The organism is Streptomyces sp. DSM 116795, assembly GCF_055792905.1.
This window is the reverse complement of sequence record NZ_CM147707.1, coordinates 3,700,952-3,727,843: the sequence shown is the minus strand read 5'-3', so window position 1 is coordinate 3,727,843 and position 26,892 is coordinate 3,700,952. Positions and strand designations below refer to the sequence as shown.

The following is a 26,892-nucleotide window of genomic DNA, read 5'->3' as shown; positions in this document are numbered from 1 at the left end:
ACAGGGTCACCGCGCCGCCCTGTTCACGCCGTCGCGGCTGTAGATGTCGCGGGCGTGCTCGACGAGGGCGATCAGCACGTCCTTGGCCGATTCGCGCTCCCGGGCGTCACACAGCACGACCGGTGTGTCCGGGTCCAGATCGAGCGCGTCCCGTACGTCCAGCGAGGAGTAAGTGTGCGAGCCGGCGAAGCAGTTGACCGCCACCACGAACGGAATGCCGCGGCGCTCGAAGTAGTCGACGGCCGGGAAGCAGTCCTGCAGGCGCCGCGTGTCGGCGAGCACCGCCGCTCCGAGCGCACCGGTGGCGAGTTCGTCCCACAAGAACCAGAACCGGTCCTGACCCGGGGTGCCGAACAGATACAGCGACAGGGTGTCCTGGAAGGTGATGCGTCCGAAGTCCATGGCGACGGTCGTCGTCGTCTTGCGTTCGACGCCGCCGAGATCGTCCACGGGACGTCCGGCCTCCGTGAGCCGCTCCTCGGTGCGCAGCGGACGGATCTCGCTCACCGCACCGACGAATGTCGTCTTGCCCACCCCGAAGCCGCCGGCCACGAGGATCTTCAGCGATACGTATGACGCTCCGAGGCGACCGGTGTGCCGCCCGTCAGAGTGCGCGGAGTCCATTGATCACTTCCCTGAGAATGCGCTCATCCGGTAGCTGAGCAGGTGTGAGCGGGCGGCCGACGCTGATGTGACCGTGGTCCAGCAGGTCGCCGAGGAGTACGCGCACCACACCGACCGGCAGGTCGGAGTCGGAGGCGATGTCTGCGACGGAGCGCGAGGCGACGCGGCACAGCGAGAGGATCGCGGCCTGCTCCGGCGACTGGGGCGGTGGCGCCTCCTCGTCGGCCTCTGCCGCGTGTATCACCGCGATCAGATCGAAGGACTCGCTGGTCGGGCGGGCACGGCCCGACGTCATCGCGAACAGGCGTACCAGCGGCCCGGCTTCGTCGTCGAACCACTCGGGGCTCTCGGGCGGTGCCTCCGGCCGCTGCCCGGCTGGGGGTCCCCCCAGCCCGGCGAGGGGGCGTGCGGTGGGTGCGGCCTCGTGCGAACCGTCGTCGAACCAGCTCCTGTTGGACCAGCTCCTGTTGTCGTCCGTCATGGCGGTCCGGTCACTCCTGGCCGGCCGTCGCCCGCGCGGAGCCGCCGGAGCGGGACGGCACCCCGAGGTGCTCGGCCACGCGCCTCACCAGCCGGGCCATCTCGTATGCGACCAGGCCCACATCGGCGTCGGCGTCGGTGAACAGGGACAGACAGGAACCCTCGCCGGCGGCCGCGACGAAGAGGAATCCGCCTTCCAGCTCGACCATCGTCTGCACGACGTGCCCGGCCTCGAAGTGTCGGCCCGCACCCTTGGCGAGGCTGTGGAAGCCGGAGGCGAGGGCTGCGAAGTGCTCGCCGTCGTCGCGGGTGAGACCGGCGGAGGCGCCGACGGCCAGTCCGTCGCCGGAGAGCACGACCGCGTGTCTGACCTGCGGCACCTTGGATACCAACTCGTCCAGTAGCCAGTTGAGTTCGCCGGTGCTTTCCATGGTCCCGGACATCAGGTGTCGTCTCCTCGTGACGGTGTTTCGGATGTCTCCCCGTGTTCGGATGTCTCTCCGTGTTCGGATGTCTCTCCGTGTTCGGCTGCCTCCGCCGGCTCGGCTGCCCGCCGGCGCTCCGCGGGCCGGACGGCCTCCCACGTCTGTACGTGCGACGGGCGCTCGCCGTCCGCCGCGTCCCGGTCCGCATGTGCCTCCGCCAGTGCGTCCGTATCCACGTCCGCAGCTGCGTCCGGTCGCGCGTCCGCCCCTGCGTCCGCGCGGTCGGCCTCACGGATGCCGGCGCCGCCTCCGCTGAGCCAGCCGTCGCGGAGGGCCGCCATGGTGGCGCGGGCCCGGTCCGGCGTCCGCTGAACCGCGGCGGGCGGCGCCATGGCCGCCCCGTCGTGCGCGGCCTCCGCGGGCGCCACAGAGCCCGGGTTGCCGTTACCGTCGCGCAGCTGCGGTGCGAGGCTCGCCTGCCGCACACGGCGGGGCAGCGGGGCAGGTTCACCAGCGGGTTCGGACGGTGCGTCGAGCGGTGCACCGTCCGGCCGTTCGGACCGTGTCTCGTCCGGCAGTCCGTGCTGCGTCTCGTCCGGCCGTTCGTGCTGCTCCGGCTCGTGCCGGGACCAGTCGCCCCGCGGCGGCACCGCCTGCGGCAGACGGCCCGCCTCCAGGACGGTGTGCGCCGCGCCGCCGCCCGCTGGACCGGCCATGTGTACGCGGCCTTCCCGGTGGCCCGCCGTGTGCGACGGGGCATGCCGCGTCCGCAGGACCGGGGGCACCCGGGGCTCCGGTGCGTACTCGGGCAGCTCTCCGTCCCGCGCGCCGGGCTGCGCCGGCGGTACGTCCCTCTCCAGCAGTCCTTCCGGTATGAGCACGATCGCCGTCACACCGCCGTACGCCGAACGCTGCAACGAGACCTCGATGCCGCGGCGATGGGCGAGCCGGTTGACGACGAAGAGACCGAGGCGTTCCGTGTCGAGCAGGTCGACCTCGGAAGCGTCCGCGATCTTGCGATTGGCCTCCTCCAGGGCCTCGCGGCTCATGCCCAGACCACGGTCCTCGATCTCCAGCGCGAGCCCTGTGCCCACGTGTTCGCCGCGCACCCTCACCTTGGTGTGCGGAGGCGAGAAGACCACGGCGTTCTCGACCAGTTCGGCGACGAGATGGATGAGGTCGGCGACGGCCGCACCGGATATACGGACGGACTCGGGCACCCGGACCTCGACCCGGGTGAAGTCCTCGACCTCGGCGACCGCCGCCCGTACGACGTCCAGCATCGGCACCGGCCTGCGCCAGCCCCGTACGGGCGCGGCGCCGGAGAGGATGATCAGGCTCTCGGCGTGCCGGCGCATGCGGGTGGTGAGGTGGTCGAGCCGGAACAGGTCCTCCAGCTCGGCCGGATCGTCGGTACGGCGCTCCATGGTGTCGAGCAGTCCGAGCTGCCGGTGCAGCAGCACCTGGCTGCGCCGCGCCAGCTTCACGTACACGCCGGAGATCCCGCTGAGCACCTCGGCGCGCTCGGCCGCGGCCTTGATCGCGGCCCTGTGCACGGCGTTCAGGGCGGAGCCGACCTGGCCGATCTCGTCCTCCCCGCGCCGCTGCACGGGTGCCTCGGCATCGATGTCCACCTCCTCGCCGGAGTGCAGCCGCCGCAGCGACCGGGGGAGTCTGTGGCCCGCCAGCTCCAGAGCCGAGTTGCGCATGCCGACCAGCTCGACGACCAGCCCCCGGCCGATCTGCATCGAGATCAGCAAGGACAGCAGTACGCCTGCGAGGCCCAGCAGCACGGCGACACCGGAGCTGCCGACGACGTCGAAGGCGAACGGGTCGGCCTTGCCGGCGGCGGTGGTACTCGCCTTCTTCTCCGCCTCCCGCAGGTCCCGCATGACGGTCCCCACGGCTTCGTCCCACTTCACGGCGGAGACCGTCTCGGCGGTGCCGCCCGGTCCGGCACCCTCGACGGCACGCTCCATGGCGGCGAGTTGCTTGTACTGCTCGCTCCCCTGAATTTCGCGGTAGGCGGCCCTGTCGGCCTGACGCAGGTCGTCGACGGCCGACTCCAGCAGCGTCCGCCGGGAGTACGCGGCGCCGACGAAGGCCCGGTGGTCCTCCTTGCTCAGCCGTCCCCGGGCGAGCGCGGCACCGACGAAGGCGTCCTCGCGGGCGGTCATCTCCCGGGCACGGGAGAGCTCCTGCACCACGCGGGCCTCGGAGGCGACCGCCGACCGCTCGTCCTGCCCGGGTGCCGAGGCGTTCACGCCGGTCAGTGCCCCGCCGACGGCGAAACCCAGCTCGATCGTCCTGGTGTATCCGCTGTACGCGTCGTCCCAGCCGGACTTCTGCGAGGTCACGCCCTCCCGCAGGGACGGCAGCTTGCCGGATGCCTCGGTCAGCCGGCCGATCCTGGCGGGGAGTCCGGGATCGAGCGCGGCGGTGTCGGTGCTGCCGGCCTCGACGCCGCGCCGGAGATCGGCGGCGGCGGAATCGGTGGACTTGGCACGGGCGTTCAGGACGCCGAGGCGTGAGTCGTCCGGCTTCGCCAGGTAGCGCGCGGCGGCGCCGCGCTCGGCCTGCACCGCCGTGACGTAGTCGTTCGCGGGGGCGAGGAGGTTGGCGCTCACCTCCTTGAAGCGGGAGAGATCCGAGACGTTCTGCGCGGTGGTGACCGTGGCGAAGCCCCACAGCGCCATCAGTGAGACGACGGGCACCATCAGCAGCGAAACGATCTTCGCTCGTACTGACTTGGGGCGCAGCCGGCCCGGCAGCGGTGACCGCACTCGGCCGGGACGTGTGATCTCCGGCCCGCGCAACGCGTGCTTCGGGCCGCCTTGCGGGGGCGCGGGCGGCAGAGACGGCCGGTCCTCGTCGTGGGTGCTCTCGGCCGAGACCGGCGCGCGGCTTGGACGCATGACTTCCTCGATCCTGGTGCGAGCGGAAGCGAGTGTTGAAGGCGGGCGCCTGGTCAGGGCGTTGAGATCTCAGGGGGGCAGGACGTGGGGGAAAGGACGGGGGAAAGGACGGGGGAGACAGCAGGGGCGCGTCAGGGCGTCAGGACGCCGGGACTTCGACGCCGTGCGCCTCGACGTCGCGCAGGCGCCGTGCGGCCGACTCGGCCTCGCTGCGCTGCTTCGCGGTCGGCGACAGCGCGACGAACGCCGAGGTGAGGAAGAGGAACGATCCGAGGACCACCGTGAGCGGGAAGATGAACTCCGTCGCCGTGGCCCCCGGAAGCACCGCCTGCCCGTGCGACAGCCGGATGTTCACCGCGGCCATGCCGGTGTAGTGCATGCTGCTGACGGCGAGTCCCATCACGAGGGAAGCGACGGTGGCGCCGGCGGTTCCGTGCACCGTGAGCGCGGCCCACAGCCCGGCGGTGGCGGCGACGACCGCGATCAGCACGGAAAGGGCCACCAGCACCGGGTCGTAGTCGATGCCGCCGTGGAGTCGCAGCGCGGCCATGCCGATGTAGTGCATGGCGGCGACGCCGACGCCGGTGCCCAGGCCGCCCATGAGCAGGTAGCCGATGCGTGAACGGCCGTGCCCGACGGTGAAGACGCCCGCTCCGACGACGAGTACGGCGACGAGCAGGCTGAGCACGGTCAGCGGTACGTCGTAGCGGATCGCGGAGCCGGACACCCCGAAGCCGAGCATCGCGACGAAGTGCATGGTCCAGATGCCCGAGCCGATCGCGAGGGCAGCGGTCAGCAGCCAGTTGCGCCGTGTGCTGCCGGACGAGGCGAGCGCACGGACGGTGCAGCGCAGTCCGAGCGCGGAGCCGGCGCATGCCATCACATAAGACAGCAGGGGCGTCAGCCATCCGTAAGTGAAGTGATGCATCTGTCCCACAGGGCTTCCTCTCGCAACGGCTGCTCTGGGGCGTCGGACGCTAACACAGGAAATTCACACTCGGCAGAAATCCTTCCGGATTCAACGACGCGCGCTCACGATTACTCATTGGTATACCTTTGGTAACGATGGGCATGTCAGGGCCGGTCCCCGGCGTTACCTGACTTCGATGAGGCCCGAACTCCGCCGATATGGCGGCGAGTTGGAATCACCCGGCAGATGGCGTTCCCAAATTCCGGGCGGCGGCAGTGCACCTGACTTACTGTCAGGAAATCCTGGAAGCCCGAAGACCGGAATAGGCTTCGAAGGCACAGGGCGAATTCATGCAACTCACCGATGACCAGAGAAAGCGATGCTTAAGCGCATCTGTGCGCAATAGCCCGATTACGGCACGAGCCGGGTACGGGATACCGGATCCATGCGGAGTCAGCCCTCCGGAGCCAGCGCCACCCACACCTGACCGCGCGCGAAGGGCAGCCGCTTGCCGTCGGCGTGCGTGAACGTCGTGCCGCCGCTCGCCGAAGGACGCTTCCAGCGGGCCTCGTACTCCTTGCCGTCCCGCAGCACCAGCGCACGCCCCGAGCCCACCGTCTCGGTGAGCGGGGAGGCGCTGTCGCTGATCTGCACGTACTGCACCACGACCGTGGCCGCCTCCAGCCGCCCCGCGTCCGTCGTACGGGCAGGCTCGCCGTCCATCGAGACCAGCCAGCGCTTCTTCTCCGCCGACCAGTCGAAGGAGTACCGCGCGGCCTGGAAGGCGACCGTGCGCCCCCGCGTCTTCCGCCCGCCGGCCGGCGCGGCCCCGAAGCGGAAGCCGATGTCGCCGGGTGCCCCCACATCGGACGCGGCATCCGAGTCCAGGGCACGGCTCGGACGCAGATAGAGATTGTGCGGTGCGGGTCTGTCCCCTTTGCGCACGTACGCCTCACGCACACGCCCGGGGAACAGCGCTGCCAGCGGCGCGGACTCCACCTTGGGCCGCACCTCGGACGAGGCGCCGGAGTAGGCGAGGCCGGGGTGGTCGAACTGGCGCAGCAGCTCCAGGTCCGATTCGCGGGCGCTGCGCACCGGACCGACGAGCGAGGGGAGGCTGGAGGCGAAGACGGCCACTATGCGGGTGAGACCGGCCTCGACCTGCTCGATGTAGACGATGTCCGCCTTCTGCAGGCCGGTGTGCGGCCGGGCGGCCTCGACATTGTCGATCTTCACAGCAAGCACCTTCTCGCCGGCGCCCATCCGGCCCGTGAACGGCGACCGCTCCCCGTCGCCGTCGCCGCCGCCACCTCCGCCGCCGCCCCCGTCGCCGTTGCCGTTGCAGGCCGCCGTCAGCAGCGACAGCCCCGCCGTCAGCAGCACCGTCCGGCGCGATCCCGTCCACTCCATGGCGCCCGCCTCCCTCTCTGCTCTCTCGGGTGAGGTGAGCGTTCCCCGAAGGCGGGCGCCCACGGCATGCGGCGCCGAATAAATGTCCGGATGGGCGCCCGGGCCCGGGCCGTGCGGCTCCGGGCTGCTCACGGGCACGGTGGCGGGCCCGGGCGGGCGGTGGCCGCCGCCCGCCCGGCAGCGGCGTCAATTGCCGTACCGTGCGCCGCCGTTGATCTGCACGATCTGCCCGGTCACCTGCGCCGCGCCCGGCGAGGCCAGCCAGAAGACGGTGTCCGCGATATCCCCGGGCGTTCCCGTACGGCCGGTGACCGTCTGCGCGATCAGCGCCTCGCGCCGCTCCTGAGGCATGCCGCCGCCGAAGAACCCGGTCGCCTCGACGAAGCCGGGCGCCACCGCGTTCACCGTCGCCCCGTGCGGGCCGAGCCGGCCCGCCAGGTCGTACACGTACGGGTGCAGCGCCGCCTTCGACGCGGCGTACGAGGCCGTACCGGAGCCGCGGTACGCAGCGATCGAGCTGAGCAGCACGACCCGGCGGCCCGGCGCCCGGAGGAGGTCGGTGAGGGCTTCGGTGAGGAGCACGGCGGTGAGCACGTTGGACTCGAAGTTCGACCGCCACTGCCATGCGACGCCCGCGAGCCCGCCGGGCGGCTCCTCCCCGCCGGAGGCGTACTCCACGTTGCCGCCGGCGCTCCCCACCAGTACGTCCACGCGCCCGTAGCGGCCGCCTGCCTCGTCGCGTACGCGCTGCGCCTCGCCGGGCTCGGTGAGGTCGGCGGCGAGCGTCCCGATCTCGCCCTGCACGGCGCCCTCGGCCGCGAGCTCCTGCGCGGTCTGCCGCAGCACCGCTTCGCGGCGCCCGACGAGCAGCACGCGGTCGCCGTCCTCCGCGAAACGGCGGGCGGCGGCACGGCCGATGCCCGTACCGCCGCCGCTGACGATCACAACCCTGTCCATCCGGGTCCCGTCTCTCTCCGGCTTGCCGGCTCAGTCCCCCGCGTAGGCCTTGCGCAGCGCGGCGAGGTCGAGCTTCTTCATCTTGAGCATCGCCTCCATTGCCCGCTTGGCCTTCTCCGTGTCGGGGTCGCTGATCATGTCGGCGAGCTCTGTCGGCACGACCTGCCAGGAGACCCCGTACTTGTCCCGCAGCCAGCCGCAGGCGACGCCCTCGCCGCCGTCCTCGATGAACCGGTCCCAGTAGTGGTCGACCTCCTCCTGGTCCTCGCAGTCGATCTGGAAGGAGACGGCCTCGTTGAACTTGAATTCCGGCCCGCCGTTCAGTCCCACGAACCTCTGCCCGTTGATCTCGAACTCGGCCGTCACCACCGTCCCGGCGGGCCCGGGGCCCGCGTCGGTGTAGCGCACGACCTTGCCGAGCCTGGAGTTCTTGAACACGGAGACGTAGTACTCCGCCGCTTCTTCGGCCTGCCCGTCGAACCACAGGCAGGTGGTGAAACCGTCGACCGTCATCGCTGCCTCCCGCAGTCGGATGTCCCTGTCTGTACGGACCGGCCGCGGGCGGAGAAGTCATCGCACACGGGTGAACTCGCCGCGGGTGTCACCTGTGCTCGGGGTTGTCGTGGTCGGGGCGGCATCCGGCGTCCCAGTCGGTGCGCTGGTTCCCGTACGCGGGAACGCCGCCGGCGTCCTTCAGCATCCGGGCCAGGTGCAGCAGGTTCCACGTCATGAAGGTGACGTTGCGGTTGGTGAAGCTGTTCTCCGGGCCGCCGGAGCCGGGGTCCAGATAGGAGGGCCCGGGTCCGGCCTCGCCGATCCAGCCGGCGTCGGCCTGCGGCGGAATGGTGTAGCCGAGGTGCTGAAGGCTGTAGAGGACGTTCATCGCGCAGTGCTTGACGCCGTCCTCGTTCCCGGTGATGAGGCAGCCGCCGACGCGCCCGTAATACGAGTACTGGCCGCGGTCGTTGAGGAGGCTGGAGCAGCCGTAGAGGCGCTCGATGACGCGCTTCGTCACGGAGCTGTTGTCACCGAGCCAGATGGGACCGGCGATGATGAGGACGTCGGAGGCCAGGACCTGCTCGTACAGCCCGGGCCAGGCGTCGCTCTGCCAGCCGTGCTCCGTCATGTCCGGCCAGACGCCCGTCGCGATGTCGTGGTCGACGGCTCTGACCACGTCGACGCGCACGCCCTCCCCGGTCATGATGCCGGCGCAGCGGTCGATGAGACCTTCGGTATTGCTCCGCTCCGGCGAGCGCTTGAGGGTGCAGTTGAAGATCAGGGCGCGCAGGTCGTCGTAGCGCGCGGGCGGCGGTTCCTGGGGTCGCGGTGCTTCTGCGGGGGCGGCGGATGCGTTCACTTGCGCTCCTTCTGGCGGCCGCTGCGCCGAGGGCCGCGGCGGGAGCCACCGGTGGACTTTCCGTGGGTGACTCCCGGACGGTGACTCCCGGTCAGTGCTTCGTACGGACGGCGGCAGTGTCGGTGCTCGGCCGGTACGTTGCGGTTCCGGCGAACGAGGCGCGGTAGCCGTTGCGGCGCAGGTCGCCGAAGAGGCGGTCGATCTGCGACTGGCTGCCGCGCACCTTGGCGTCGCACCGGGCCACCCCGTGCCGGTCCGTGACCGCCCGGCACAGCTGCCTGCTCTTGGAGGCGTTGCTGAACCGGACCGTCTCGCCTGCGAGCGGCTTGCCGCCGGCCCGGGCCAGCTTGGCGGACAGTCCCCTCACCTTCAGCGCGGGCGGGCCGAAGTGGCGTTCCGCGGTGGCCGTACGGGCCTCCAGCCTGGTGCGTACGGCCTCCTGGATCACCGGGTCCACCGGAGCGGTGAGGTCGGTGAAGGGAACGACGGTCTGCGGGCCGCCGCGGGCGGGCACCCGCACCACCCGGTCGTTGAGGCTGTCGGCGATGTAGAGGTTGTTCCTGCGGTCGAGGGTCAGCCCGAAGGGGCTCGACAGGCCGGTGGTGGGAACGGTCGTCTGTCCGCCGCCACGCGTCGGCACCCGCAGCACCCGGTTGTTGCCCGAGTCGGAGATGTACAGCCGGTCGGCGCGGGTGTCGAGTGCCAGGCCGGTCGGCTGGGAGAGGCCGGTGGTGGGCACCGTCGTCTGCCCGCCGCCGCCCACGGTCGGCACCTTCACCACCCGGTCGTTGACGAAGTCGGCGATGTAGAGCTCGTTCCTCTTCTCGTCCAGTGCCAGGCCCTGGGGCTGGGTGAGGCCGGAGGTGGGGACGGTCGTCTGCTCACCGCCGCCGACGGGCACCTTCACCACCCGGTCGTTGCGGCTGTCGGCGATGTAGAGGTCCCCGGTCCTGCTGAGCGCCAGCCCCAGCGGACGGTCCAGGCCCTGCGTCGGGACGGTCGTCTGCTCACCGTCGGCGGAGACCTTCACGATCCTGCTGTTGATGGTGTCGGCGATGTAGAGAGCGCCGGCGCGGTCGAGTTCCATGTAGCTCGGACCGTTCAGGCCCGTGGTCGGGACCGTCGTCTGGGGGCCGTCGGGAAGGCGGAGCTTCTGGACCTCGTTGGCGGGGATGTATTCGCTGATGTACAGGGACGCGCGGCGGGACCCGGACTCCCCGGCACCGGTCCCCGGCTCCGCGGAGGCCGACGGGGTGGCGGAGGTCAGCCCGGCCGTGCACAGCAGGAGGATTCCCGTCACGGCCGTCGCACGGCGCCACGATCCGATCCGTGAGGTGAGGCGCTTGCGCCATGACTGCTGTCCCGCTCGGGACGACGGGGACGGCACGGAGGACGGGGAGGACGGGGAAGACGGGGAGGACAGGGACGACTGTTGTGGACGCGGCCCGCCGTAATGCTCAGGGTCCGAGTCGGCGGAGTGCTCGGGAATTGAGTAGCGGCTCATGGACACCCACCTGTTCTGGGCCGTCGGCCTGCGCCGGTGCGGCCCGCGAGGATGGCGTGCGCGCCCGCGTCGCTTGGAGGACGAAGGGAGCGCCGTTGACGTGACTGGCCGTCACCGCATGCCGCATCCCGGTCGTCCCGGGCCGCGGCACGCGGTTAGGTCCGTCAGCGGCGAGACTAGGAAGCCGCTTCCGCGTCGCCTTCGCACCACGCCAGGCCGTGCCGCCCGCCACCCGAAGGACGGGACGCGACGGACGGAGGACTGTGCACGGGGTGGTGGTCGCGGTGGGGCCCAGGCCGGGGCGGGGTCGGGCTGGACAAGCGCGCAGTGATGGTGTGTAGTCCGTATACAGACTGTATGCAAGACCTGCGCAAGACCTGTACGCAAGAGCGGGACGGGCGTTCGGCAGACAGGGCGGCGCCCCTCGGGGCGGCACGGGCGCGTACGACCGCCGACGGGGAGGCTGGCTGTGACATCCGGACGTGAGAAGGCGTACACGTTCCTCAAGGAGACGGTGCTCACCGATCCCGCCATGCAGGGCGAGTTCCTCTCAGAACAGACGATCGCCGACCGCGTCGGCATCTCCCGCACTCCCATCCGCGAGGCGCTGCTGCTGCTCGCCGCCGAGGAACTCGTCAGTCTCGTCCCGAAGCGCGGCGCCTACATCGCACCGCTCTCCGGCCGCGAGATCAGCGAACTGATGGAGATGCGCGGCCTGCTGGAGCGCTACGCCGCCAGCCGTACCGTCGACATGGGCACCGCTCCCGTCGCCCAGATGGACCTGATCCTCCAGGAGCAGGAGAAGCTGCGCGGCGGCGAGAAGGCCAAGGAGTTCATCGAGGCCGACCACCGCTTCCACGCCACGCTGATCGCAGCCGCGGGCAACAAGCTGATGACGAAGCAGTACGAGACGCTGCGCAGCCGTCAGGTCCGCGCGGGCGTCAGTGCTCTCTACCGCTCCGCCGGACGCCAGGACGAGGTCTGCGTCGAACACCGGCACATCGTCACGGCGTTGGCGGCCGAGCGCGCGGATGTCGCCTGTGCCGCGATCGACGACCACATCGCGGCGACCCGGCGCATCCTCACCGAGGGCTGACCACGGGGCGCGCACGCCCGGGGGGCGGGCGCACCCGTCCGCACCGTCAGAGCCTGCGATTGTCCAGGACGGCCACCGCCCGGCGGACCTCGGCGACCTCGTCCGCGTCCACGTCGGCCACGAGCATCTCGGGTGTCTCACCGGCCTCTTCCCGAACGCTCCCGTCGGGGCCGACCAGCATGCTGTGCCCGATGCCGGTGGGCGCCTTCGTGGGCCGCCGGATGTCCGCGTCCGGGCCGGGCGGCGCCTGGCCGACCGCGGCCACCCAGAGCGTGGCGTCCAGTGCGCGTGCCCTGGTGAGCAGCCGCCAGTGGTCGAGCTTGGAGGGGCCCGCGCCCCACGACGCGGGCAGTACGGTCAGTGCCGCGCCCTCGTCGGCGTGCGCGCGGAAGAGTTCGGGGAAGCGGACGTCGTAGCAGGTCGCGAGGCCCACCCGGACACCCGCGACGTCGACGGTGACGACCTTCCCTCCCGGTGCCACGGTGTCCGACTCGGAGAAGCCGAACGCGTCGTACAGATGGATCTTGTCGTAGGCGGTGTCCACGTCCGGGCCGGTGGCCAGCAGGGTGTTGCTGACGCGGCCGTCCGGGGACGGCGTGAACATCCCTGCCACCAGCGTGAGTCCGTGACGGCGGGCGCTCTCGCGCACCCCGTCGGCCCACGGCCCGTCCAGCGGCTGTGCCACTGGCGCGAGCTTGATCCCGAAACGGGCCATCGCCGCCTCCGGGAAGACGGCCAGCGCGGCGCCTTCACCGGCTGCCCGCGCGGCCATCTCGTCGATGGTGCGCAGGTTCTCCTCGGGGTCGGTGGAAGCGGTGAACTGGCACAGCGCCGTGCGGAGCGTCGTCACTGCCTGTCTCCTTTCCGCAGGTCGAGCACGTCGGGCGGGGCGGGCACATCGAGGACGTCGAGGACGCCGGGGACGTCCGGGACGCCGGGGACGTCGAGGAGGCCGGACGGGCCGGACGGTCCCGCGGACCGACCCGCCGTCACCGCGACTTCGCGGCGTACGAGGAGGACTCCGCGTCCGCGTCCGCCGTCCGGCCGGCGCGGCCGCCGCCCTCGCCGTCGGGGCCGAGGAGCTTGATGTACTCCTCGTCCTCCTCGTGGTCGGCGTCGCGTCCCAGCAGTACACCCGCCACCGTAAGCACCGCGGTGAGCACGATGTAGCCCGCGAGCGGCAGCCAGGTGCCGAACTCGCCGAGCAGCGCCGTGAAGACCAGCGGTGCGACGGCGCCGCCGATGACTCCGGCCAGGGTGTACGCGAGGGAGGAGCCGGTGTAGCGCAGCCGCGGGCTGAACTGCTCGGCGACGAACGCCGCCTGCGGCCCGTACAGCATCGAGTGGATGACGAGCGCGCCGATGACGCCCAGCACGATCAGCAGCCACGAGCGCGTCTCGGCGAGCGGGAAGAAGACGAAGGGCCATATGCCGGCGGCTACGGCCGCACCCAGATACAGGCGCCGGCGGTTCCAGCGGTCGGAGAGCGCACCGGCGAGCGGGATGAGGAAGATCTGCAGGCCGGAGCCGACGAGCACGGCCGTGAGGGCCTGGCCCTGCGGCATGCCGAGTTCCTCGGTCACGTACGTCAGGACGAAGACCGTGAACATCGCGTAGAGGACGTCGGGCGCGACACGGGAGAGGATCGCCGCGATCAGCGGCCTGCGCTGCTGGGCGAAGACCTCGCGGACCGGCGCCTCGGGACGCTCGCCGCCCGCCTCGACGGCCTTGAAGACGGGCGTCTCCTCCAGGTGCGTTCGCACCCACAGGCCGAAGGCGACCAGAACGCCGGAGAGCAGGAAGGCGATGCGCCAGCCGAAGGAGAGGAACTGCTCCTCCGTCAGCATCGCGGCGAGAGCGGCCAGGGCGCCGTTGGCCATGAGGTTGCCGACGGGCGGCCCGACCTGCGCCGCGGACGCCCAGAATCCGCGTTGCCTGCTGTTGCCGAACTCGCTGGTGAGCAGCACGGCACCGCCCCACTCGCCGCCCACGCCCACGCCTTGGGCGAAGCGCAGCAGGACCAGGAGCGCGGGCGCGACCGGACCGGCGACGGCGTGCGTGGGGAGCAGGCCGATGAGGAACGTGGCGACGCCGACGAGTACGAGGGTGGCGACGAGGACGCGCTTCCGGCCGATGACGTCGCCGAGGCGTCCGAAGACGAAGCCGCCGAGGGGGCGCGAGACGTAGCCCACGGCGTACGTGGAGAAGGCGAGGAGCGTGCCGGTGAGGGGGTCGCCGCCGGGGAAGAAGAGCTTGCCGAAGACCAGCGCGGACGCCGCCGAGTAGACGGCGAAGTCGTACCACTCGAGCGAGGTGCCGGTGAGGCTGGCGGTGAACGCCTTGATCAGGTCCTTGCGCTGCTTACGGCTCGTGCCGCCGGGGCCGCCGGCGGCGTCCGGATCGCCCGGGCCGCGGTGCGGCGGCTGAGCTTCCTCCGCTGCCGCCTGGTGCGACGTGTTGTGGTCCACGGGGGCTTCCTCACGGTCGGGTGCCTTTTTGGTACGGGGGCATACTTGCTGTATACAGCTCGTATGCGCAACCCTCGGAGCGCGGAATTTACCCTTGCGAAATCAAGCTCGACCTGGAGGAATCCCCATGACCGGCCTCTCCTTTACGCTGCCTCACGGCACCCGGCGAACCGTGACCGTGAAGCGTCTGCTCAACGCCGGGTATGCGGGCCGCAGCCAGGAGGACGTGGCCGCGCACGTGGCGGAACTCGCCGAACTCGGAGTGCCCGCCCCCTCCACTACCCCCGCGCTCTACCCCGTCTCGCCCTACCTCGCGCAGCAGACCCGGGAGGTCCCGGCTCAGCACTGGAAGACCTCCGGCGAGGCCGAGTGGGCGCTCGTCGTCGACGACACCGGGGACCTGCTGCTGACGGCCGCATGCGACCACACCGACCGCGAGCTGGAGACGTACGGGGTGGCCTGGAGCAAGAACGCCGCCCCGGACGTACTCGCCACGAGCGCCTGGCGGCTCGCCGACGTCGCCGATCGCCTGGACACCCTCACGCTCCGGGCCTGGGTGAGCGGTGGGGCCGGCGACGCCGAGACCGGGGGCGGTGCCGGGGCCGGGGGCAGTGCCGGGGGCGGTGCCGGGGCCGGGCGCAGCGGGGAGCAGCTGATCCAGGACGGCACCGCCGCCGAGCTGCTCACCCCGCACCACTGGGCGGAGGTGCTGCGCGAGCGGGGCGAGCTGGAGCCGGGCACCGTGCTCATCTCCGGCACGATCCCGATGCTGCAGGGCGTCGACCAGTTCGCCGGGCACTGGCGCGTGCAGCTCGCGGACCCCGCCACGGGCGACGAGATCTCCCTGGCCTACCACGTGGTGCCCATGCCGGAGCCCATCGGCTGAGCACCCTCCCCACGGTTACGGTCCTGCGCGCCCGGGCCGTCCCGCGCGCCGAGGCGCTGTGCGTACGCGGCGACGATCTGGCTGCGGGAGTCCTCCAGGTACTCCCGCAGCATCCGCTCCGCCTCCGCCGCGTCTCCCGAGCGCAGGGCCCGCAGGATGTCCCGGTTGCGGGCCAGATAGGGCTCGTGGAGGCGGCGCGGGCTGTCCATGACATGCAGGGCCAGCCGTAGTTCGGCGAGCACGCTCCGCATGACCTCGTCCGTACGGGGACTGCGGCCGAGCGCGACCAGCTCGCTGTGGAAATGGATGTTCGCGGTGGCCAGGTCCTTCCACCGCCGCTCCCGCACGGCCGCGTGCCCGGCGGCGACGGTCGCGGCGAGCGCGTCCAGTGCGAACGGCGGGCCCCCGGACGGCAGTTGACGCACGACTCCGCACTCGACGAGCCTCCGCATCCGGTAGATGTCGAGGACGTCGTCGACCGTGAGGACACGGACGAAGACCCCCCGGTTGAGCTGGTGTTCCAGCAGCCGCTCATGGGTGAGCAGCCGGAAGGACTCGCGCAGCGTGTTGCGCGAGACTCCGAGCGCCCCGCCGATGTTCCCCTCCGACAGCCGCGTCCCCGGCGGGAAGAACCCCTCCGCGATCCGGCTGCGCAGCACGTCCGCGACGCGTTCCGAGGTGCTCGTACGGTGCAGCAGGGCACGGTCGCCGGCGAGTTCGCCCTGCGGAGCAGGCACGGAGGGCGCGGCGGGCGCGGGCTGCACGGCGGGAAGTCGGGCCGGCTCCGGGTCGGTCGTCCCCAACTGGTACCCCTCCTGTCTCCGGCCGCTCCCCTCGGCGTCCGGCAGCGCACGTCGCGCGCATACATCGCTACGAACCCCTTGAAGGATCGTTCAACGATCCTCTACGTTATCCCGGACATCGGCCCGGCACCACCGTCCGGCCCTCATCCCCGGCGGCACCCTCTCCCTCTGCGAGGTGCACATGAACAGCGACCCGAACCCGAGTGCTCCACAGGACGGCACCACGACCGAGCACGCCCCGGTGCAAGGCAAAGACGGCGGAAGCGACGCCGGGGCCGACGCCGGGGCCGGGGGCGGCGGGCAGCCCGGCGGCCCGTTCGCCTGGTTCCGGGAACTCGGCGCGTCCGGGCGCCGCGCCTTCGCGGGCGCGTTCGGCGGCTACGCGCTCGACTCCTACGACTTCTTCACGCTGCCGCTGGGCATGGTCGCCATCGGCGCGTACTTCAGCCTCAACCCGGGCCAGACGGGGCTGCTCACCACCGTCACCCTGGTCGTCTCCGCCCTCGGCGGCGCGCTCGCCGGCATCCTGGCCGACCGCATCGGACGGACGCGGACGCTGATCCTCACCGTCGTCACCTACGCCTTCTTCACCCTGCTGTGCGGCTTCGCCCCCAACTACGAGACGCTGCTGGTCTTCCGCGGCCTGCAGGGACTCGGCTTCGGCGGCGAGTGGGCGGTCGGTGCGATCCTCGTCGCCGAATACGCCACGGCGAAGAACCGCGGGCGCACCCTCGGCGTCATCCAGAGCTCGTGGGCCGTGGGCTGGGCGCTGGCGGTCATCGTCTACACCGCCGTCTTCGAACTCTTCGACGAATCGACCGCCTGGCGCGTGCTGTTCTGGACCGGCGCCCTCCCGGCGCTGCTGATCCTCTACGTACGCCGGAACGTCAGCGACGCCCCCAAGGCGGCCGAGCAGCGCAAGAGCAGCCGCGAGAAGGGGTCGTTCGCCACGATCTTCAAGGGCGACCTGCGGCGCACCACGATCTTCGGCGTACTGCTCTCCACCGGTGTGCAGGGCGGCTACTACACGCTCGCCACCTGGGTGCCCAGCTACCTCAAGACGGACCGCGGGCTGAGCGTCGTCGGCACCGGCGGATTCCTCACGTTCCTGATCTCGGGTGCCTTCATCGGCTACCTCACCGGCGGCTACCTCACCGACAAGCTCGGCCGGAAGCGCAACGTCGCGGTGTTCGCCGTGCTCTCGGCGGTCTCGGTCGTCGCCTACACCAACGTCCCGACCGGCTCCAACACGCTGGTACTGCTGCTCGGATTCCCGCTCGGCTTCTGCATGTCGGCCATCTTCAGCGGGTTCGGCTCCTTCCTGAGCGAGCTGTACCCCACGGCCGTACGCGGCACGGGGCAGGGCTTCGTCTACAACACGGGCCGCGCCGTGGGCGCCTTCTTCCCCACGCTGGTCGGCTTCCTCGCCAACAGCTGGGGCGTGAGCGGTGCGCTCATCTTCGGGGCAGCCGGCTACGGACTGGCCCTGGTCGCGCTGCTGGGGCTGCCGGAGACGCGGGGGCGGGCGCTGGTCTGAATCACCGGTCCGCACGGGCGGGCGCGGCAACACCGGCTCCGGCGCACCTCCACACCGCCGCGCCTGCCGCGCCCCGTCCAGGCCCTGTTCCGCGCGCACCGCCGCACCGCCGCACCGCCGCAACCCACGGAAGGTCACACGCCATGTCCCGTACGACGCACGGCACTTCGGCCACACCTGCCGGCCCCGAAGCGGTCCGGGCGGCGATCCGCGGCGGCGACACCGGCCCCACCAGCGGGAAGGCCCCCGGATACACCCAGGCCAACCTCGTCTCCGTACCGCGCGACTGGGCCTACGACGTACTGCTCTTCTGCCAGCGCAACCCCAAGCCGTGCCCCGTGCTGGACGTGACGGACCCCGGCGAGACCTCCACCGCGCTCGCCCCGGAGGCGGACCTGCGCACCGACCTCCCCGCGTACCGCGTCTGGGAGCACGGCGAACCGGTCGACGAGCCCGCCGAGGTCGCCGGCCTGTGGCGGAAGGACCTGGTGAGCTTCCTGATCGGGTGCAGCTTCACCTTCGAGTGGGCGCTCGGCGAGGCCGGTGTCCCGCTGCGCCACATCGAGCAGGGGCGCAACGTCGCCATGTACGTCACCGACCGCCCGTGCCGTCCCGCTGGCGGCATGCGGGGGCCGATGGTCGTCTCGATGCGGCCCGTACCGGAGGACCTGGTGGAGACCGCGGCACGGGTGACGGGCCGCATGCCCGCCGTACACGGCGCCCCGGTGCACCACGGCGACCCCGCCCTCATCGGCATAGCGGACCTCGACGAGCCCGACTTCGGCGACCGCACCGAGTTGCGCCCCGGCGACGTGCCCGTCTTCTGGGCCTGCGGCGTGACCCCGCAGGCCGCCGTGACGGCCTCCCGCCCGCCCTTCGCGATCACCCACGCGCCGGGCCGGATGTTCGTCACGGACGTCCGCGACGACCAGTACCTGGTGACGTGAGCGCCTTTCCGCTCTCGCGGATCACTCTCCGCCGTATGAATCACGACGACGCGCAGGCTCGGGACGAGATCGCGAACGGCGACGAGGAATGCGGTCATGAACCCCGCGGATGCGTTGCGGCAACCGGGACCGGTGGCGGTTGTGGCCTCCGACCTCGACGACGTGGCCAAGCTGTGCGGTGACCGTGGCGCCTCGTCGGTCTGTGACCGGCCGCCGTACGTGACGGAGACGTCGCCGGACCGGGCATCGGCCCCGGGCGGAAATGCGGACGGGTATCCGGTAGGGACGCAGCAGGCGGGGGAAGGAGAGGGCCACCCGTCCCCAGGAAGCCCCGACGTCGAGAAAGGCACCCCCCGTCATGAACGCTCGCCCGCCACTGCCGCCGTTCACGCTGGAGACCGCCCGTCAGAAGGTCCAGGCGGCCGAGGACGCTTGGAACACCCGCGATCCGCACAAGGTCTCGCTCGCGTACACGGAGGATTCGGTGTGGCGCAACCGCGACGCCTTCGTCACCGGCCGCGCGGAGATCGTCGACCTGCTGACCAGGAAGTGGCAGCGCGAGCTGGAGTACGCGCTGCGCAAGGACCTGTGGACCTTCGAGGGCAACCGCATCGCCGTGCGATTCCAGTACGAGTGCCACGACGCGGACGGCCAGTGGTGGCGCTCGTACGGCAACGAGCTGTGGGAGTTCGACTCGCAGGGCCTGATGTCCCGCCGCGAGGCCAGCATCAACGACGTGCCCATTCCCGAGAACGACCGCCGCATCTTCGGGCCGCGCCCGGAGTCCCAGCGCGGGGCGGGCATTCCGCTGCGGTGAGGCGGGAGACCGAAGGGCCAAGGATCAAGGGCCAAGGGCGGCCAAGGGTCAAGGGCCAAGGTGCCGACGGCAGGCCGTCCGCCCGCCGTTGACACCTTGTCCCCCGGCCGTCAGACGCTCACGCCTCCTCGTAGACGAGCCACACGTTGCCGCGGTCGAACGGCATCGGCTCGCCGTTCGGCAGCGTGAAGGTCGTGCCCGACTCCGCGGTCGGCCGTTCCCAGTCAGTCTCGTACGCCTTGCCGTCGCGCAGCACCGTCGCCTTGCCCTTGCCGACGGTCTCCTCGTACGGGGTGCCGGCGTCGTCCGGCGGCATGGCGACCTTCTGCACGATCACCGTCTTGCCGCCGAGCCGTGCCCCGCCCGTGCTCGTCGCCGGAGCACCGTCGAAGGAGGCGAGCCAGCGGTCCTCCTTCTCCGACCACTCGAAGCCGGTCTCGGCCGAGCCGTAGTCCACGGAGCGCTCCGCCGTGGGCTCGCCGCCCTCCGGCGCCGCGTCGGCGAAGCGGAAGCCTATGTCGGCGCTCTTGCTGGCCTCCGGCGCGGTGTCCAGAAGCTGATCGGGATGTACGTAGAGGTTGTGCGGCGCCTCGTTGTCGCCACCGCGGAAGTACGGCTCGGGATACTTGTCGTGCGAGCGGGCGTGCAGCGGCGACTTCTCTATGAGGTCCTCGACGCCTGCGCGGGCACCCGAGTACGAGAGCGCGGGCCGGTCGAACATGCGCAGCTGCTCGACGTTGTACGCACGTGCGCTGCGCACCGGTCCCAGCGACTCCGGGAGCTTGCTGGAGTAGATCCCGAGCAGCCGGCTGAGCCCGCCCTCGACCTTCTCCACGACGGTGATGTCGGCGTCCTCCAGCGCAGTGTGGGGCCGTGCGTCCTTGTGGTTGTCCATCTTCACGGCCAGGACCGGCGCGGGCTCGGCGGGCAGCCCGGTGAACGGCGAGGTGGCCTCGCGCGGCTGGGCGGTCTTCACGGACGGGTGCTGCGGCACTTCTTTCCCGGACGAGGTCTTGGCGGACGAGGTGCCTGCCGTGCTTCCGGCGGCCAGCGCCACCACGGCCAGCGTGGCCAGGAGGCGCGTGGCCCTCGGTATGCCTCCCGTTCTGCCGCCGGATGACGGCGAGCCGGTGGTCATGCCTCGCATGTGAACTGCCTTCCGTCGTGGGGGGATTCGTAGGACAGCCACGAAATCTGTGCTGCGCCGCGCCGTCAATACCACTCGTGACGCTTCACACGCACCGCGTCCCCGCCCTCAGCCCTCCGACGGCGCCGCCGCGGACTCCGCGAGCGAGACGCGGATCTTGGACTGACCGTGCGGGAGCTTCTCCCAGTCGTCCATGAAGCGCGCGACGAGCCCGTGCTTCTCCGCGATCGCCGTGAGCGTCTCCGTCCGGTAGTAGAAGTCCTCGCGCAGCACCTGGTGTTCGGAGCCCTCCGTACGGTCGAATGTGAAGTCGAAGAAGCCGCGCGGTGCCAGGATCCGGCCCACGTTCGCCAGGCACTCGTCGATGACCTCGACCGGCGAGTGGGAGAAGACGCTGTGCGCGTGCACGACGTCGAAGTGGCCGCTGGGCAGGAAGTCGAACCGCAGGTCGTGCGTGAGCGTCAAGTGGGGGAGTTTCTCCTGCAGTTCGTAACGCGTGAGGGTCTTCTTCGCGGAGATGAGGATGTCGGGGGAGATGTCGATGCCGTAGTAGTTGCCGGAGTCGAGGTACTGGATGAACCTCCAGCCCGCGCGCAGGTTGCCGCAGCCGATGTCGAGCATGCGGTGCTGCGGCTGGAGCCCGTGGTCCTTGAGGAAGTCGAACTGCATCTGCCCCAGCGCCAGCCACCGGTCGTGACTGCGGCTTCCGACGGCCGCCTCCGGGTTGTTGGCGGTGTCCGAGGCCATCACGGCCCGGTAGTAGTCGACATGGTCCGGGTGCTTGAAGCGCAGCCAGCGGTCACGGGCCGCACGGCGCACGTACGGGGTGACGCGTGCCGGATTCCGCAGCGCGTACGAGACCTTGTGGGACAGCCTCGAACGGTTGGCTGCCAGCGAGCGCGGGGTCTTCTTGGGCATGACGGTGTACTCCTCGGTTGTTCCGGTGTCGCTCCGGCGGCGTTTCGACACATGCCGAAACGAATGACCGGCCATGTCGGACACGTTCGCATGCGGAGCGCGGACGGCGGCATGGCGGTGCCGTAACGGGAAGCGGGTGTGTGAGGGCGGCGCCGGCCTGCGTCCGGGGCCGAACGGCCCTTGCTGTCCTGCGGGTTCAGTCGGTGGGTGTGCGTCTCTCCGTGCGCGTGCCGGTCTCCGTGACGGGGTCCGGGCCGGCGACCGCGACGACTCCGCTCTCGTACGCGAAGATCACGGCCTGCGTGCGGTCGCGCAGCGCCAGCTTCTCCAGAACGCGTCCGACGTGGGTCTTCACCGTCGATTCCGCGACGAAGAGCTGCTCGCCGATCTCGGCGTTCGACAGGCCCTGTGCCACGAGCGCCAGCACCTCCGTCTCCCGGACGGTCAGTTCGGCGACGCGCTCCTTGAGCGGCGTACGCAGGCCCGTTCGTTCGCCGTCGAGACGGCTGAACTCGGCGATCAGGCGACGGGTGACGGTGGGAGCGAGAAGGGCACCGCCGGCGGCCACCACCCTTATGCCGTCCGCCAGTTGACGGACCGGCGCGTCCTTGAGAAGGAAGCCGCTCGCGCCTGCGCGCAGCGCCTGGTAGACGTACTCGTCCAGGTCGTAGGTCGTGAGTATCAACACCTTCGTCGCGGGGAAGGTCCCGGTGATCTCCCGGGTGGCCTCCAGGCCGTTCATGACGGGCATCCGCACATCGAGCAGGGCGACGTGGGGGCGCAGGGCGGCCGTCTTCCGCACCGCGTCGCGGCCGTCGACCGCCTCGCCGACCACCTCGATGCCGGGCCGGCTTCCCAGGAGCACGGAGAACCCTTCGCGCACCATCTCCTGGTCGTCGGCGATCAGGACACGGATCACCTCCTCGTCAGTCATTCACGGCCCCTGCCCGGTCGCCGGGGAGATATCCCGCCACCTCGAAGCCGCCGTCGCGCGTACGGCCGGCGGTCAGCCGCCCGCCCAGCATCGCGGCACGCTCGCGCATGCCCGTCAGGCCGGCTCCCGCGCCCGGTGACGGCGGCGCGGGACGGGCAGGCGGGTCGTTGACGACCTGGAGACCCAACCCGCCTGGGCTGTAGGCCAGTTCGACGCGGACGGCACTCCCGGGAGCGTGCCGCAGCGCGTTGCTCAGCGCTTCCTGAACGATGCGGTACGCCGACAGCTCCACGCCGCTCGGCAGCGGGCGCACCGCACCCGTCACCGTCTTCACGGGCCGCGCCCCGGCGGCCTCCACGCCGGCGAGCAGTGCGTCGAGATCACGGAGAGCGGGCTGCGGTGCCTCCACACCGCCGCCGCCTCCGGCCGGCAACCCCCCGGACGAGTGCGGGGAAGTGTACGGGGCTGAGTACGGGAAGGGGGAAGCGTACGGGGACGGGGACGGGGACGAGGGCGGCACAGCCCGTATGACGCCCAGCACGCGGCGCAGTTCGGCGAGCGCGGCGACGGCGCTCTCCCGTACGTTCCCGAACGCCTTCTCCAGTTCGGGCGGTGGGTTCGCGACCCGGTACGGTGCGGCCTCCGCCTGGATGGCGACGACCGACATGTGGTGGGCGACCACGTCGTGCAACTCCCTCGCGATTGCGGCCCGTTCCTCGAGCAGCATGCGCCGGGAGCGTTCCTCGCCCGCGGCCACGGCCTGCGCGGCTGCCTCCGCACGGGCCTCCCGCCAGCCCGTGAAGACGACCGCGACGAGCGGCATCAGCCCCGAGAGCAGGGCGGTCACCGAAGTACCCACGATGAACGGCCCGTTGCCCACCGCCGCGAGCGCGACCACGAGCACCCAGAGCCCGGCCGCGGCTCGCACGCGCAGCCGCAGACCTAGTACGACCAGCAGCGCGGCGAAGGCGATGAAACCCGCCCAGGCCCACGGCCGCTCCTGGGAGCCGTACTGGAGGACGTTCGAATGCGACAGGTCGGCGAACGGGAACGGGGCCGCCACTCCGTCGGGACGGAACAGGCTGACCCCCAGCGCCAGCAGCAGCAGCCAGGCCGACACCACCGGGTAGAGCGCCGCCGTCAGCAGCGCTGCCGCGAGCAGTGCCACTCCGGGAAGCTTCTCGCTCAGGGCGATCTCGGCACGGGCCTGCAACGACACGAGTAGCAGGACGACGAGCAGCACGCCCGCGTGCGGCGCGAAGCGCAGCGCGTTCCGTACGGCCGCGGGTACGGACCTTCCGGCGCCACCCGGCAGGGAGATCCCGTCGGCCGGAGGCAGCGGACGGAAGACGAACGCGTCCCGCACAAGATCACGGAACAACCCCCGGAACAGGCCCTGGACGGCCCCACGGAGCAGACCGCCGGAGGAGCCGGCGGCTGCCTTCTCGGTGGCTTCCTGCCCGGCGGCCCGGCTCGCTCCGTGAGGTCCCTCGATGGCCATGGGACGAAGATATGAGGGCGGCCGCACGCCGGCATCCGCCTCCGGTCCCGTCACCGCATCTCCCCCTCAGGTACCAAGGGGGGACAGTTCCGCCGTGTGGGGTTAAGGTCCAGGTCAGCGGATGAACATTCGTACGAACCCGGCGGAAGGAGCGACCGTGCGCGTCGCCGTCCTCGACGACTACCAGCAGGCCGCCCACCACCTCGCTGACTGGCAGAGCCTGGACGCCGAAGTCACCTTCCTCCACGAGCACTTCGCCGGCACCGACGCCCTCGCCGCCGCCCTGCGGGGCTACGACGTGGTCGTCGCCATGCGCGAGCGGACCCCCTTCACCGCCGAGCGGTTCGAGCGTCTGCCGGACCTGCGTCTGCTGGTGACGACCGGCATGGCCAACGCCGCGATCGACCTGGCCGCCGCCGAACGGCACGGCGTGACCGTCTGCGGCACACAGAGCCCGGCCACCGCGACGCCCGAACTGACTTGGGGCCTCATCCTCTCGCTGCTGCGTCACATCCCCGCCGAATCCACCGGGGTGCGCGAGGGCCAGTGGCAGCACTCCATCGGCGGCGACCTCTACGGGCGCACCCTCGGCATCGTCGGCCTCGGGCGGCTCGGGTCGCGGGTCGCCGCCGTCGGCAGGGCCTTCGGCATGCGCGTACTGGCCTGGAGCAGCAACCTCGAACCCGCGACGGCGCGCGAGCGCGGGGCGGAGCCGGTCAGCAGGCAGACCCTCTTCTCCGAGGCCGACGTCGTGACCGTCCACTACAAGCTCAGCGAACGCAGCAGGGGGCTGATCGGCCGGGAGGAACTGTCGTGGATGAAGCCCACGGCGTACCTCGTCAACACCTCGCGCGGGCCGCTGATCGACACCGACGCCCTCGTCGACGCCCTGATCGAGGGACGGCTCGCGGGAGCCGGACTGGACGTCTACGACGTGGAGCCGCTGCCCGCGGACGACCCGCTGCGCACCGCGCCCCGCACCGTACTGACACCGCACATCGGATACGTGACTGAGGGGACCTACCGGACCTTCTACGGGGAGGCGGTCGAGGACATCGCCGCCTGGGCGGACGGGAAGCCGGTGCGCACGCTCACCCCGTGAACGGGCGGCCCGCCCGCGCCCGGCGCGCGTACGGCACCGCCCGGTGCGACCCTGGCGGTGACGGACACACGGGCGAAGGGACCGCGGCATGGCGAAACGGGTGGTGGCGGAGTCGTACGGCGGGCCGGAGGTGCTCTCCCTCATCGAGTCGGACGTGCCGGCGCCGGGGCCGGACTCGGTGACGCTGCGGGCCATGGCTGTCGGCACGAACCCGGTGGACTACAAGCTCTACAGCGGCGCCATGGGCGACGACCCGGCTGCCCTGCCGATGCCCGTCGGCCAGGAGCTGTCGGGAGTGGTGAGCGCGGTCGGGGCCGCGGCGGAGGGCCCGGCCGGTCCGCTCTCCGTCGGGGACGAGGTGATCGCCTACCCCGCCCGGGGCGCCTACGCGACCGAACTCACGGTCCCCGCGTCGAGCGTCGTGCCGAAGCCCGCCGAGCTGTCGTGGGAGGCGGCGTCCGGGCTGCTGCTCGCCGGAGCGACGGCCGTGCACGCCCTCACGGTCGTCGGTGTCGCCGAGGGGGAGACACTGCTGATCCACGGCGCGTCGGGCGGCGTCGGCCTCCTCGCCGTGCAGATCGCGGCCGCGACGGGCGCGCGGGTGATCGGCACGGCCGGCGCACGGCACCTGGAGTCGGTCGAGCGGTACGGAGCGACCGCGCTGCCCTACGGCGAGGGCCTGCTGGAGCGGGTGCGCGAGGCCGCACCCGGCGGCGTGGACGCGGTCGTCGACACCTCGGGCACCCGTGAGGCGATCGACACCTCACTCGAACTGGTGCCGGACCGCGGCAGGATCGTCTCCATCCTGGCGTTCGACCGTGGAGACACCGGCATCAAGCTGATCGGCGGCGCCCCGAACGCCGATCCTGGCACCCGGATCAGGGCGGACGCCTGGCGGCAGCTCACCGCCCTCGCGCGCCAGGGCGAGCTCGAGGTCCCCGTCGCACGTACGTACTCCCTCGCGGAGGCGGCGGAGGCCCACCGCTTCCTCACGGAGGGCCATCCCGGCGGCAAGGTCGTGCTGCTGCCCTGACTTCACCCGGCTCGGCGCGACTTCGCGCCGGCATCCGCTCGCTCAGAGCTGATTCTCCGGCTCGCTCAGAGCCGCTTCTCGCCGGCTTGCTCAGAGCCGCTTCTCCAGGAAGGCGAGGGTGCGCTCCCAGGCGAGCCGGGTCGAGTCCGGGTCGTAAGTGCCCAGGTGGTTCTCCTCGTTCGCGAAGGCGTGGCCCGCCGGATAGCGCTCGATGCTCACCTTCGCTCCGGACTCCGCGCGGATGCGGGCGGCGATCTGCTCCGCGCGGGCAGGTGTCGCGTTCTCGTCCAACTCGCCGTAGTGGCCGAGGACATCGGCGCGGACGCCCGCGAAGTCCACCTCGTCGTCGCTGGCCACGCCGTAGTACGGGACGGCCGCCGCGACCTTCTCCCCCGCCGCGGCGGCGAGCGCGAGCACGAAGCCGCCGCCCATGCAGAAGCCCACGGCACCCACCGCGTCGCCCCGAACCGCGTCGTGTGCGAGCAAGTAATCGACGGCGCCCGTGAGTTCGCGTACCGCCCGGCTCATCGGCAGCTCCGTGGCCAGGCGTGCCGCGTCGTCGCTGTCGTGCGTGGTGCGGCCGCCGTAGAGGTCGGGGGCGAGCGCCACGTAGCCGGCGGCGGCGAACTGGTCCACCACGTCGGCGATCTGGTCCGTCAGCCCCCACCACTCCTGGATGACGATGACACCGGGCCCGGTGCCGCCTTCGGGGAGGGCGAGGTAGCCGTAGATCTCCACGCCGTCGGCGTCGAAGCGAAGGTTCTGGCGCAGCGGTGGTGCGGACACGGGGTGACCCGCCTTTCTCCTCGGTGGTGCCGTCCGTACGGGACGGACGTGCAGGGCGGACGTGCAAGGTGCGGACGTGCGCGTGGGCCGTGCGTGCGGCCCGTACACACGGCTCGTGCGTACGGGCCGTCCGTCGGCCCTCCGCCTCCGGTGGTGCCCGCCCGCGAGGCTGATAACCCGTCGAAGCGGAAGATGGCACACGGACGACACGAACCCGCCAGCTCCCTGCCGCACAACGCTCACGCGGGAACGGGCAGCCGGCCGAAGCAACCAAGCGGAAGCAAGCGCGGCGAACCGGGCGGGGCGAACCGAGCGCGGCAGAAGCGGGCCCAGAG

Annotated in this window: 26 protein-coding genes; 7 read left to right on the top strand and 19 right to left on the bottom strand. The window is 71.4% G+C overall.

Going from position 1 to position 26,892, the window contains the following annotated elements:
- Positions 1-6: 6 nt before the first annotated feature.
- The 10 genes from ACSMXX_RS16050 to ACSMXX_RS16005 form a co-directional block, all read right to left on the bottom strand.
- Positions 7-624 (bottom strand): GTP-binding protein, encoded by a 618-nt coding sequence (locus ACSMXX_RS16050; protein WP_473179383.1) that lies wholly within the window; start codon positions 622-624, stop codon positions 7-9.
- Positions 605-1,105 (bottom strand): DUF742 domain-containing protein, encoded by a 501-nt coding sequence (locus ACSMXX_RS16045; protein WP_473179382.1) that lies wholly within the window; start codon positions 1,103-1,105, stop codon positions 605-607. Before ACSMXX_RS16045 ends, ACSMXX_RS16050 begins: the two co-directional genes overlap by 20 nt.
- Positions 1,106-1,115: 10 nt before the next feature.
- Complete coding sequence (locus ACSMXX_RS16040) at positions 1,116-1,547, bottom strand: roadblock/LC7 domain-containing protein (RefSeq protein ID WP_473179381.1); 432 nt, start codon at positions 1,545-1,547, stop codon at positions 1,116-1,118.
- A complete protein-coding gene (locus tag ACSMXX_RS16035; protein ID WP_473179380.1) occupies positions 1,547-4,444 on the bottom strand; it encodes a sensor histidine kinase in 2,898 nt (965 codons plus the stop codon). Before ACSMXX_RS16035 ends, ACSMXX_RS16040 begins: the two co-directional genes overlap by 1 nt.
- Positions 4,445-4,583: 139 nt before the next feature.
- Positions 4,584-5,381, bottom strand: a complete 798-nt coding sequence (locus tag ACSMXX_RS16030; protein WP_473179379.1) for an MHYT domain-containing protein — start codon at positions 5,379-5,381, stop codon at positions 4,584-4,586.
- Positions 5,382-5,807: 426 nt separating this feature from the next.
- Complete coding sequence (locus ACSMXX_RS16025) at positions 5,808-6,764, bottom strand: DUF3048 domain-containing protein (protein ID WP_473179378.1); 957 nt, start codon at positions 6,762-6,764, stop codon at positions 5,808-5,810.
- A 186-nt stretch (positions 6,765-6,950) separates the two neighbouring features.
- Positions 6,951-7,721: an SDR family NAD(P)-dependent oxidoreductase gene (locus tag ACSMXX_RS16020; protein ID WP_473179377.1), complete on the bottom strand. Its 771-nt coding sequence runs from the start codon at positions 7,719-7,721 to the stop codon at positions 6,951-6,953.
- Positions 7,722-7,751: 30 nt separating this feature from the next.
- Positions 7,752-8,234, bottom strand: coding sequence for a VOC family protein (locus ACSMXX_RS16015; RefSeq protein WP_473179376.1), 483 nt, complete (start codon positions 8,232-8,234; stop codon positions 7,752-7,754).
- Between the two features lie 88 nt (positions 8,235-8,322).
- Positions 8,323-9,078: a flavodoxin family protein gene (locus ACSMXX_RS16010; RefSeq protein WP_473179375.1), complete on the bottom strand. Its 756-nt coding sequence runs from the start codon at positions 9,076-9,078 to the stop codon at positions 8,323-8,325.
- Between the two features lie 91 nt (positions 9,079-9,169).
- Complete coding sequence (locus tag ACSMXX_RS16005) at positions 9,170-10,378, bottom strand: SMP-30/gluconolactonase/LRE family protein (protein WP_473179374.1); 1,209 nt, start codon at positions 10,376-10,378, stop codon at positions 9,170-9,172.
- A gap of 673 nt (positions 10,379-11,051) precedes the next feature.
- Here ACSMXX_RS16005 and ACSMXX_RS16000 point away from each other — a divergent pair.
- A complete protein-coding gene (locus tag ACSMXX_RS16000; RefSeq protein ID WP_473179373.1) occupies positions 11,052-11,678 on the top strand; it encodes a GntR family transcriptional regulator in 627 nt (208 codons plus the stop codon).
- A 46-nt stretch (positions 11,679-11,724) separates the two neighbouring features.
- Here ACSMXX_RS16000 and ACSMXX_RS15995 read toward each other — a convergent pair whose 3' ends face one another.
- From ACSMXX_RS15995 to ACSMXX_RS15985, 3 genes are read right to left on the bottom strand one after another with little or no spacing between them, the layout of a single operon-like run.
- Entirely contained in the window at positions 11,725-12,528 is an 804-nt protein-coding gene (locus ACSMXX_RS15995; RefSeq protein WP_473179372.1) for a carbon-nitrogen hydrolase family protein, read from the bottom strand.
- Positions 12,525-12,671 carry a hypothetical protein gene (locus tag ACSMXX_RS15990; RefSeq protein WP_473179371.1) on the bottom strand — a complete coding sequence of 49 codons (147 nt, stop codon included), beginning with the start codon at positions 12,669-12,671 and terminating at the stop codon, positions 12,525-12,527. The genes ACSMXX_RS15995 and ACSMXX_RS15990 overlap by 4 nt, the downstream gene beginning before the upstream one ends.
- Positions 12,668-14,023 (bottom strand): MFS transporter, encoded by a 1,356-nt coding sequence (locus ACSMXX_RS15985; protein ID WP_473184808.1) that lies wholly within the window; start codon positions 14,021-14,023, stop codon positions 12,668-12,670. Before ACSMXX_RS15985 ends, ACSMXX_RS15990 begins: the two co-directional genes overlap by 4 nt.
- Before the next feature lie 250 nt (positions 14,024-14,273).
- Here ACSMXX_RS15985 and ACSMXX_RS15980 point away from each other — a divergent pair, with 250 nt between their 5' ends.
- Positions 14,274-15,032, top strand: a complete 759-nt coding sequence (locus tag ACSMXX_RS15980) for a DUF2848 domain-containing protein (RefSeq protein WP_473179370.1) — start codon at positions 14,274-14,276, stop codon at positions 15,030-15,032.
- Here the strand turns inward: ACSMXX_RS15980 and ACSMXX_RS15975 are convergent.
- Entirely contained in the window at positions 14,996-15,769 is a 774-nt protein-coding gene (locus ACSMXX_RS15975; RefSeq protein WP_473184807.1) for a GntR family transcriptional regulator, read from the bottom strand. The two genes, ACSMXX_RS15980 and ACSMXX_RS15975, sit on opposite strands and share 37 nt — an antisense overlap.
- A gap of 247 nt (positions 15,770-16,016) precedes the next feature.
- Here ACSMXX_RS15975 and ACSMXX_RS15970 point away from each other — a divergent pair, with 247 nt between their 5' ends.
- From ACSMXX_RS15970 to ACSMXX_RS15960, 3 genes are all read left to right on the top strand, one after another.
- Positions 16,017-17,372: an MFS transporter gene (locus tag ACSMXX_RS15970; RefSeq protein ID WP_473179369.1), complete on the top strand. Its 1,356-nt coding sequence runs from the start codon at positions 16,017-16,019 to the stop codon at positions 17,370-17,372.
- Between the two features lie 143 nt (positions 17,373-17,515).
- Entirely contained in the window at positions 17,516-18,319 is an 804-nt protein-coding gene (locus tag ACSMXX_RS15965; RefSeq protein ID WP_473179368.1) for a putative hydro-lyase, read from the top strand.
- A gap of 358 nt (positions 18,320-18,677) precedes the next feature.
- A complete protein-coding gene (locus ACSMXX_RS15960; RefSeq protein WP_473179367.1) occupies positions 18,678-19,136 on the top strand; it encodes a nuclear transport factor 2 family protein in 459 nt (152 codons plus the stop codon).
- 118 nt (positions 19,137-19,254) lie between these two features.
- On the opposite strand, the gene ACSMXX_RS15955 is transcribed toward ACSMXX_RS15960, so the two are convergent.
- The 4 genes from ACSMXX_RS15955 to ACSMXX_RS15940 form a co-directional block, all read right to left on the bottom strand.
- Positions 19,255-20,274: a DUF3048 domain-containing protein gene (locus ACSMXX_RS15955; protein ID WP_473179366.1), complete on the bottom strand. Its 1,020-nt coding sequence runs from the start codon at positions 20,272-20,274 to the stop codon at positions 19,255-19,257.
- A 117-nt stretch (positions 20,275-20,391) separates the two neighbouring features.
- Complete coding sequence (locus ACSMXX_RS15950; protein ID WP_473179365.1) at positions 20,392-21,201, bottom strand: class I SAM-dependent methyltransferase; 810 nt, start codon at positions 21,199-21,201, stop codon at positions 20,392-20,394.
- Positions 21,202-21,397: 196 nt separating this feature from the next.
- The gene (locus tag ACSMXX_RS15945; RefSeq protein WP_473179364.1) at positions 21,398-22,135 is read right to left on the bottom strand and encodes a response regulator transcription factor; all 738 of its coding nucleotides are present in this window, start codon (positions 22,133-22,135) and stop codon (positions 21,398-21,400) included.
- Complete coding sequence (locus ACSMXX_RS15940; RefSeq protein WP_473179363.1) at positions 22,128-23,636, bottom strand: sensor histidine kinase; 1,509 nt, start codon at positions 23,634-23,636, stop codon at positions 22,128-22,130. Before ACSMXX_RS15940 ends, ACSMXX_RS15945 begins: the two co-directional genes overlap by 8 nt.
- Positions 23,637-23,793: 157 nt before the next feature.
- Between ACSMXX_RS15940 and ACSMXX_RS15935 the strand changes: the two genes are divergently transcribed.
- Both ACSMXX_RS15935 and ACSMXX_RS15930 read left to right on the top strand, forming a co-directional pair.
- The gene (locus ACSMXX_RS15935) at positions 23,794-24,738 is read left to right on the top strand and encodes a D-2-hydroxyacid dehydrogenase family protein (RefSeq protein WP_473179362.1); all 945 of its coding nucleotides are present in this window, start codon (positions 23,794-23,796) and stop codon (positions 24,736-24,738) included.
- 88 nt (positions 24,739-24,826) lie between these two features.
- The gene (locus ACSMXX_RS15930; RefSeq protein ID WP_473179361.1) at positions 24,827-25,771 is read left to right on the top strand and encodes an NADP-dependent oxidoreductase; all 945 of its coding nucleotides are present in this window, start codon (positions 24,827-24,829) and stop codon (positions 25,769-25,771) included.
- Positions 25,772-25,861: 90 nt separating this feature from the next.
- Here ACSMXX_RS15930 and ACSMXX_RS15925 read toward each other — a convergent pair whose 3' ends face one another.
- Entirely contained in the window at positions 25,862-26,557 is a 696-nt protein-coding gene (locus ACSMXX_RS15925) for a dienelactone hydrolase family protein (RefSeq protein WP_473179360.1), read from the bottom strand.
- Positions 26,558-26,892 lie beyond the last annotated feature (335 nt).

Bases quoted from the DNA above. Each gene is read 5' to 3' on its own strand.
- ACSMXX_RS16050 (WP_473179383.1), bottom strand. From the start codon at position 624: ATGGACTCCGCGCACTCTGACGGGCGGCACACCGGTCGCCTCGGAGCG.
- ACSMXX_RS16045 (WP_473179382.1), bottom strand. From the start codon at position 1,105: ATGACGGACGACAACAGGAGCTGGTCCAACAGGAGCTGGTTCGACGAC.
- ACSMXX_RS16040 (WP_473179381.1), bottom strand. From the start codon at position 1,547: ATGTCCGGGACCATGGAAAGCACCGGCGAACTCAACTGGCTACTGGAC.
- ACSMXX_RS16035 (WP_473179380.1), bottom strand. From the start codon at position 4,444: ATGCGTCCAAGCCGCGCGCCGGTCTCGGCCGAGAGCACCCACGACGAG.
- ACSMXX_RS16025 (WP_473179378.1), bottom strand. From the start codon at position 6,764: ATGGAGTGGACGGGATCGCGCCGGACGGTGCTGCTGACGGCGGGGCTG.
- ACSMXX_RS16020 (WP_473179377.1), bottom strand. From the start codon at position 7,721: ATGGACAGGGTTGTGATCGTCAGCGGCGGCGGTACGGGCATCGGCCGT.
- ACSMXX_RS16015 (WP_473179376.1), bottom strand. From the start codon at position 8,234: ATGACGGTCGACGGTTTCACCACCTGCCTGTGGTTCGACGGGCAGGCC.
- ACSMXX_RS15980 (WP_473179370.1), top strand. From the start codon at position 14,274: ATGACCGGCCTCTCCTTTACGCTGCCTCACGGCACCCGGCGAACCGTG.
- ACSMXX_RS15970 (WP_473179369.1), top strand. From the start codon at position 16,017: ATGAACAGCGACCCGAACCCGAGTGCTCCACAGGACGGCACCACGACC.
- ACSMXX_RS15965 (WP_473179368.1), top strand. From the start codon at position 17,516: ATGTCCCGTACGACGCACGGCACTTCGGCCACACCTGCCGGCCCCGAA.
- ACSMXX_RS15960 (WP_473179367.1), top strand. From the start codon at position 18,678: ATGAACGCTCGCCCGCCACTGCCGCCGTTCACGCTGGAGACCGCCCGT.
- ACSMXX_RS15955 (WP_473179366.1), bottom strand. From the start codon at position 20,274: ATGACCACCGGCTCGCCGTCATCCGGCGGCAGAACGGGAGGCATACCG.
- ACSMXX_RS15950 (WP_473179365.1), bottom strand. From the start codon at position 21,201: ATGCCCAAGAAGACCCCGCGCTCGCTGGCAGCCAACCGTTCGAGGCTG.
- ACSMXX_RS15945 (WP_473179364.1), bottom strand. From the start codon at position 22,135: ATGACTGACGAGGAGGTGATCCGTGTCCTGATCGCCGACGACCAGGAG.
- ACSMXX_RS15940 (WP_473179363.1), bottom strand. From the start codon at position 23,636: ATGGCCATCGAGGGACCTCACGGAGCGAGCCGGGCCGCCGGGCAGGAA.
- ACSMXX_RS15930 (WP_473179361.1), top strand. From the start codon at position 24,827: ATGGCGAAACGGGTGGTGGCGGAGTCGTACGGCGGGCCGGAGGTGCTC.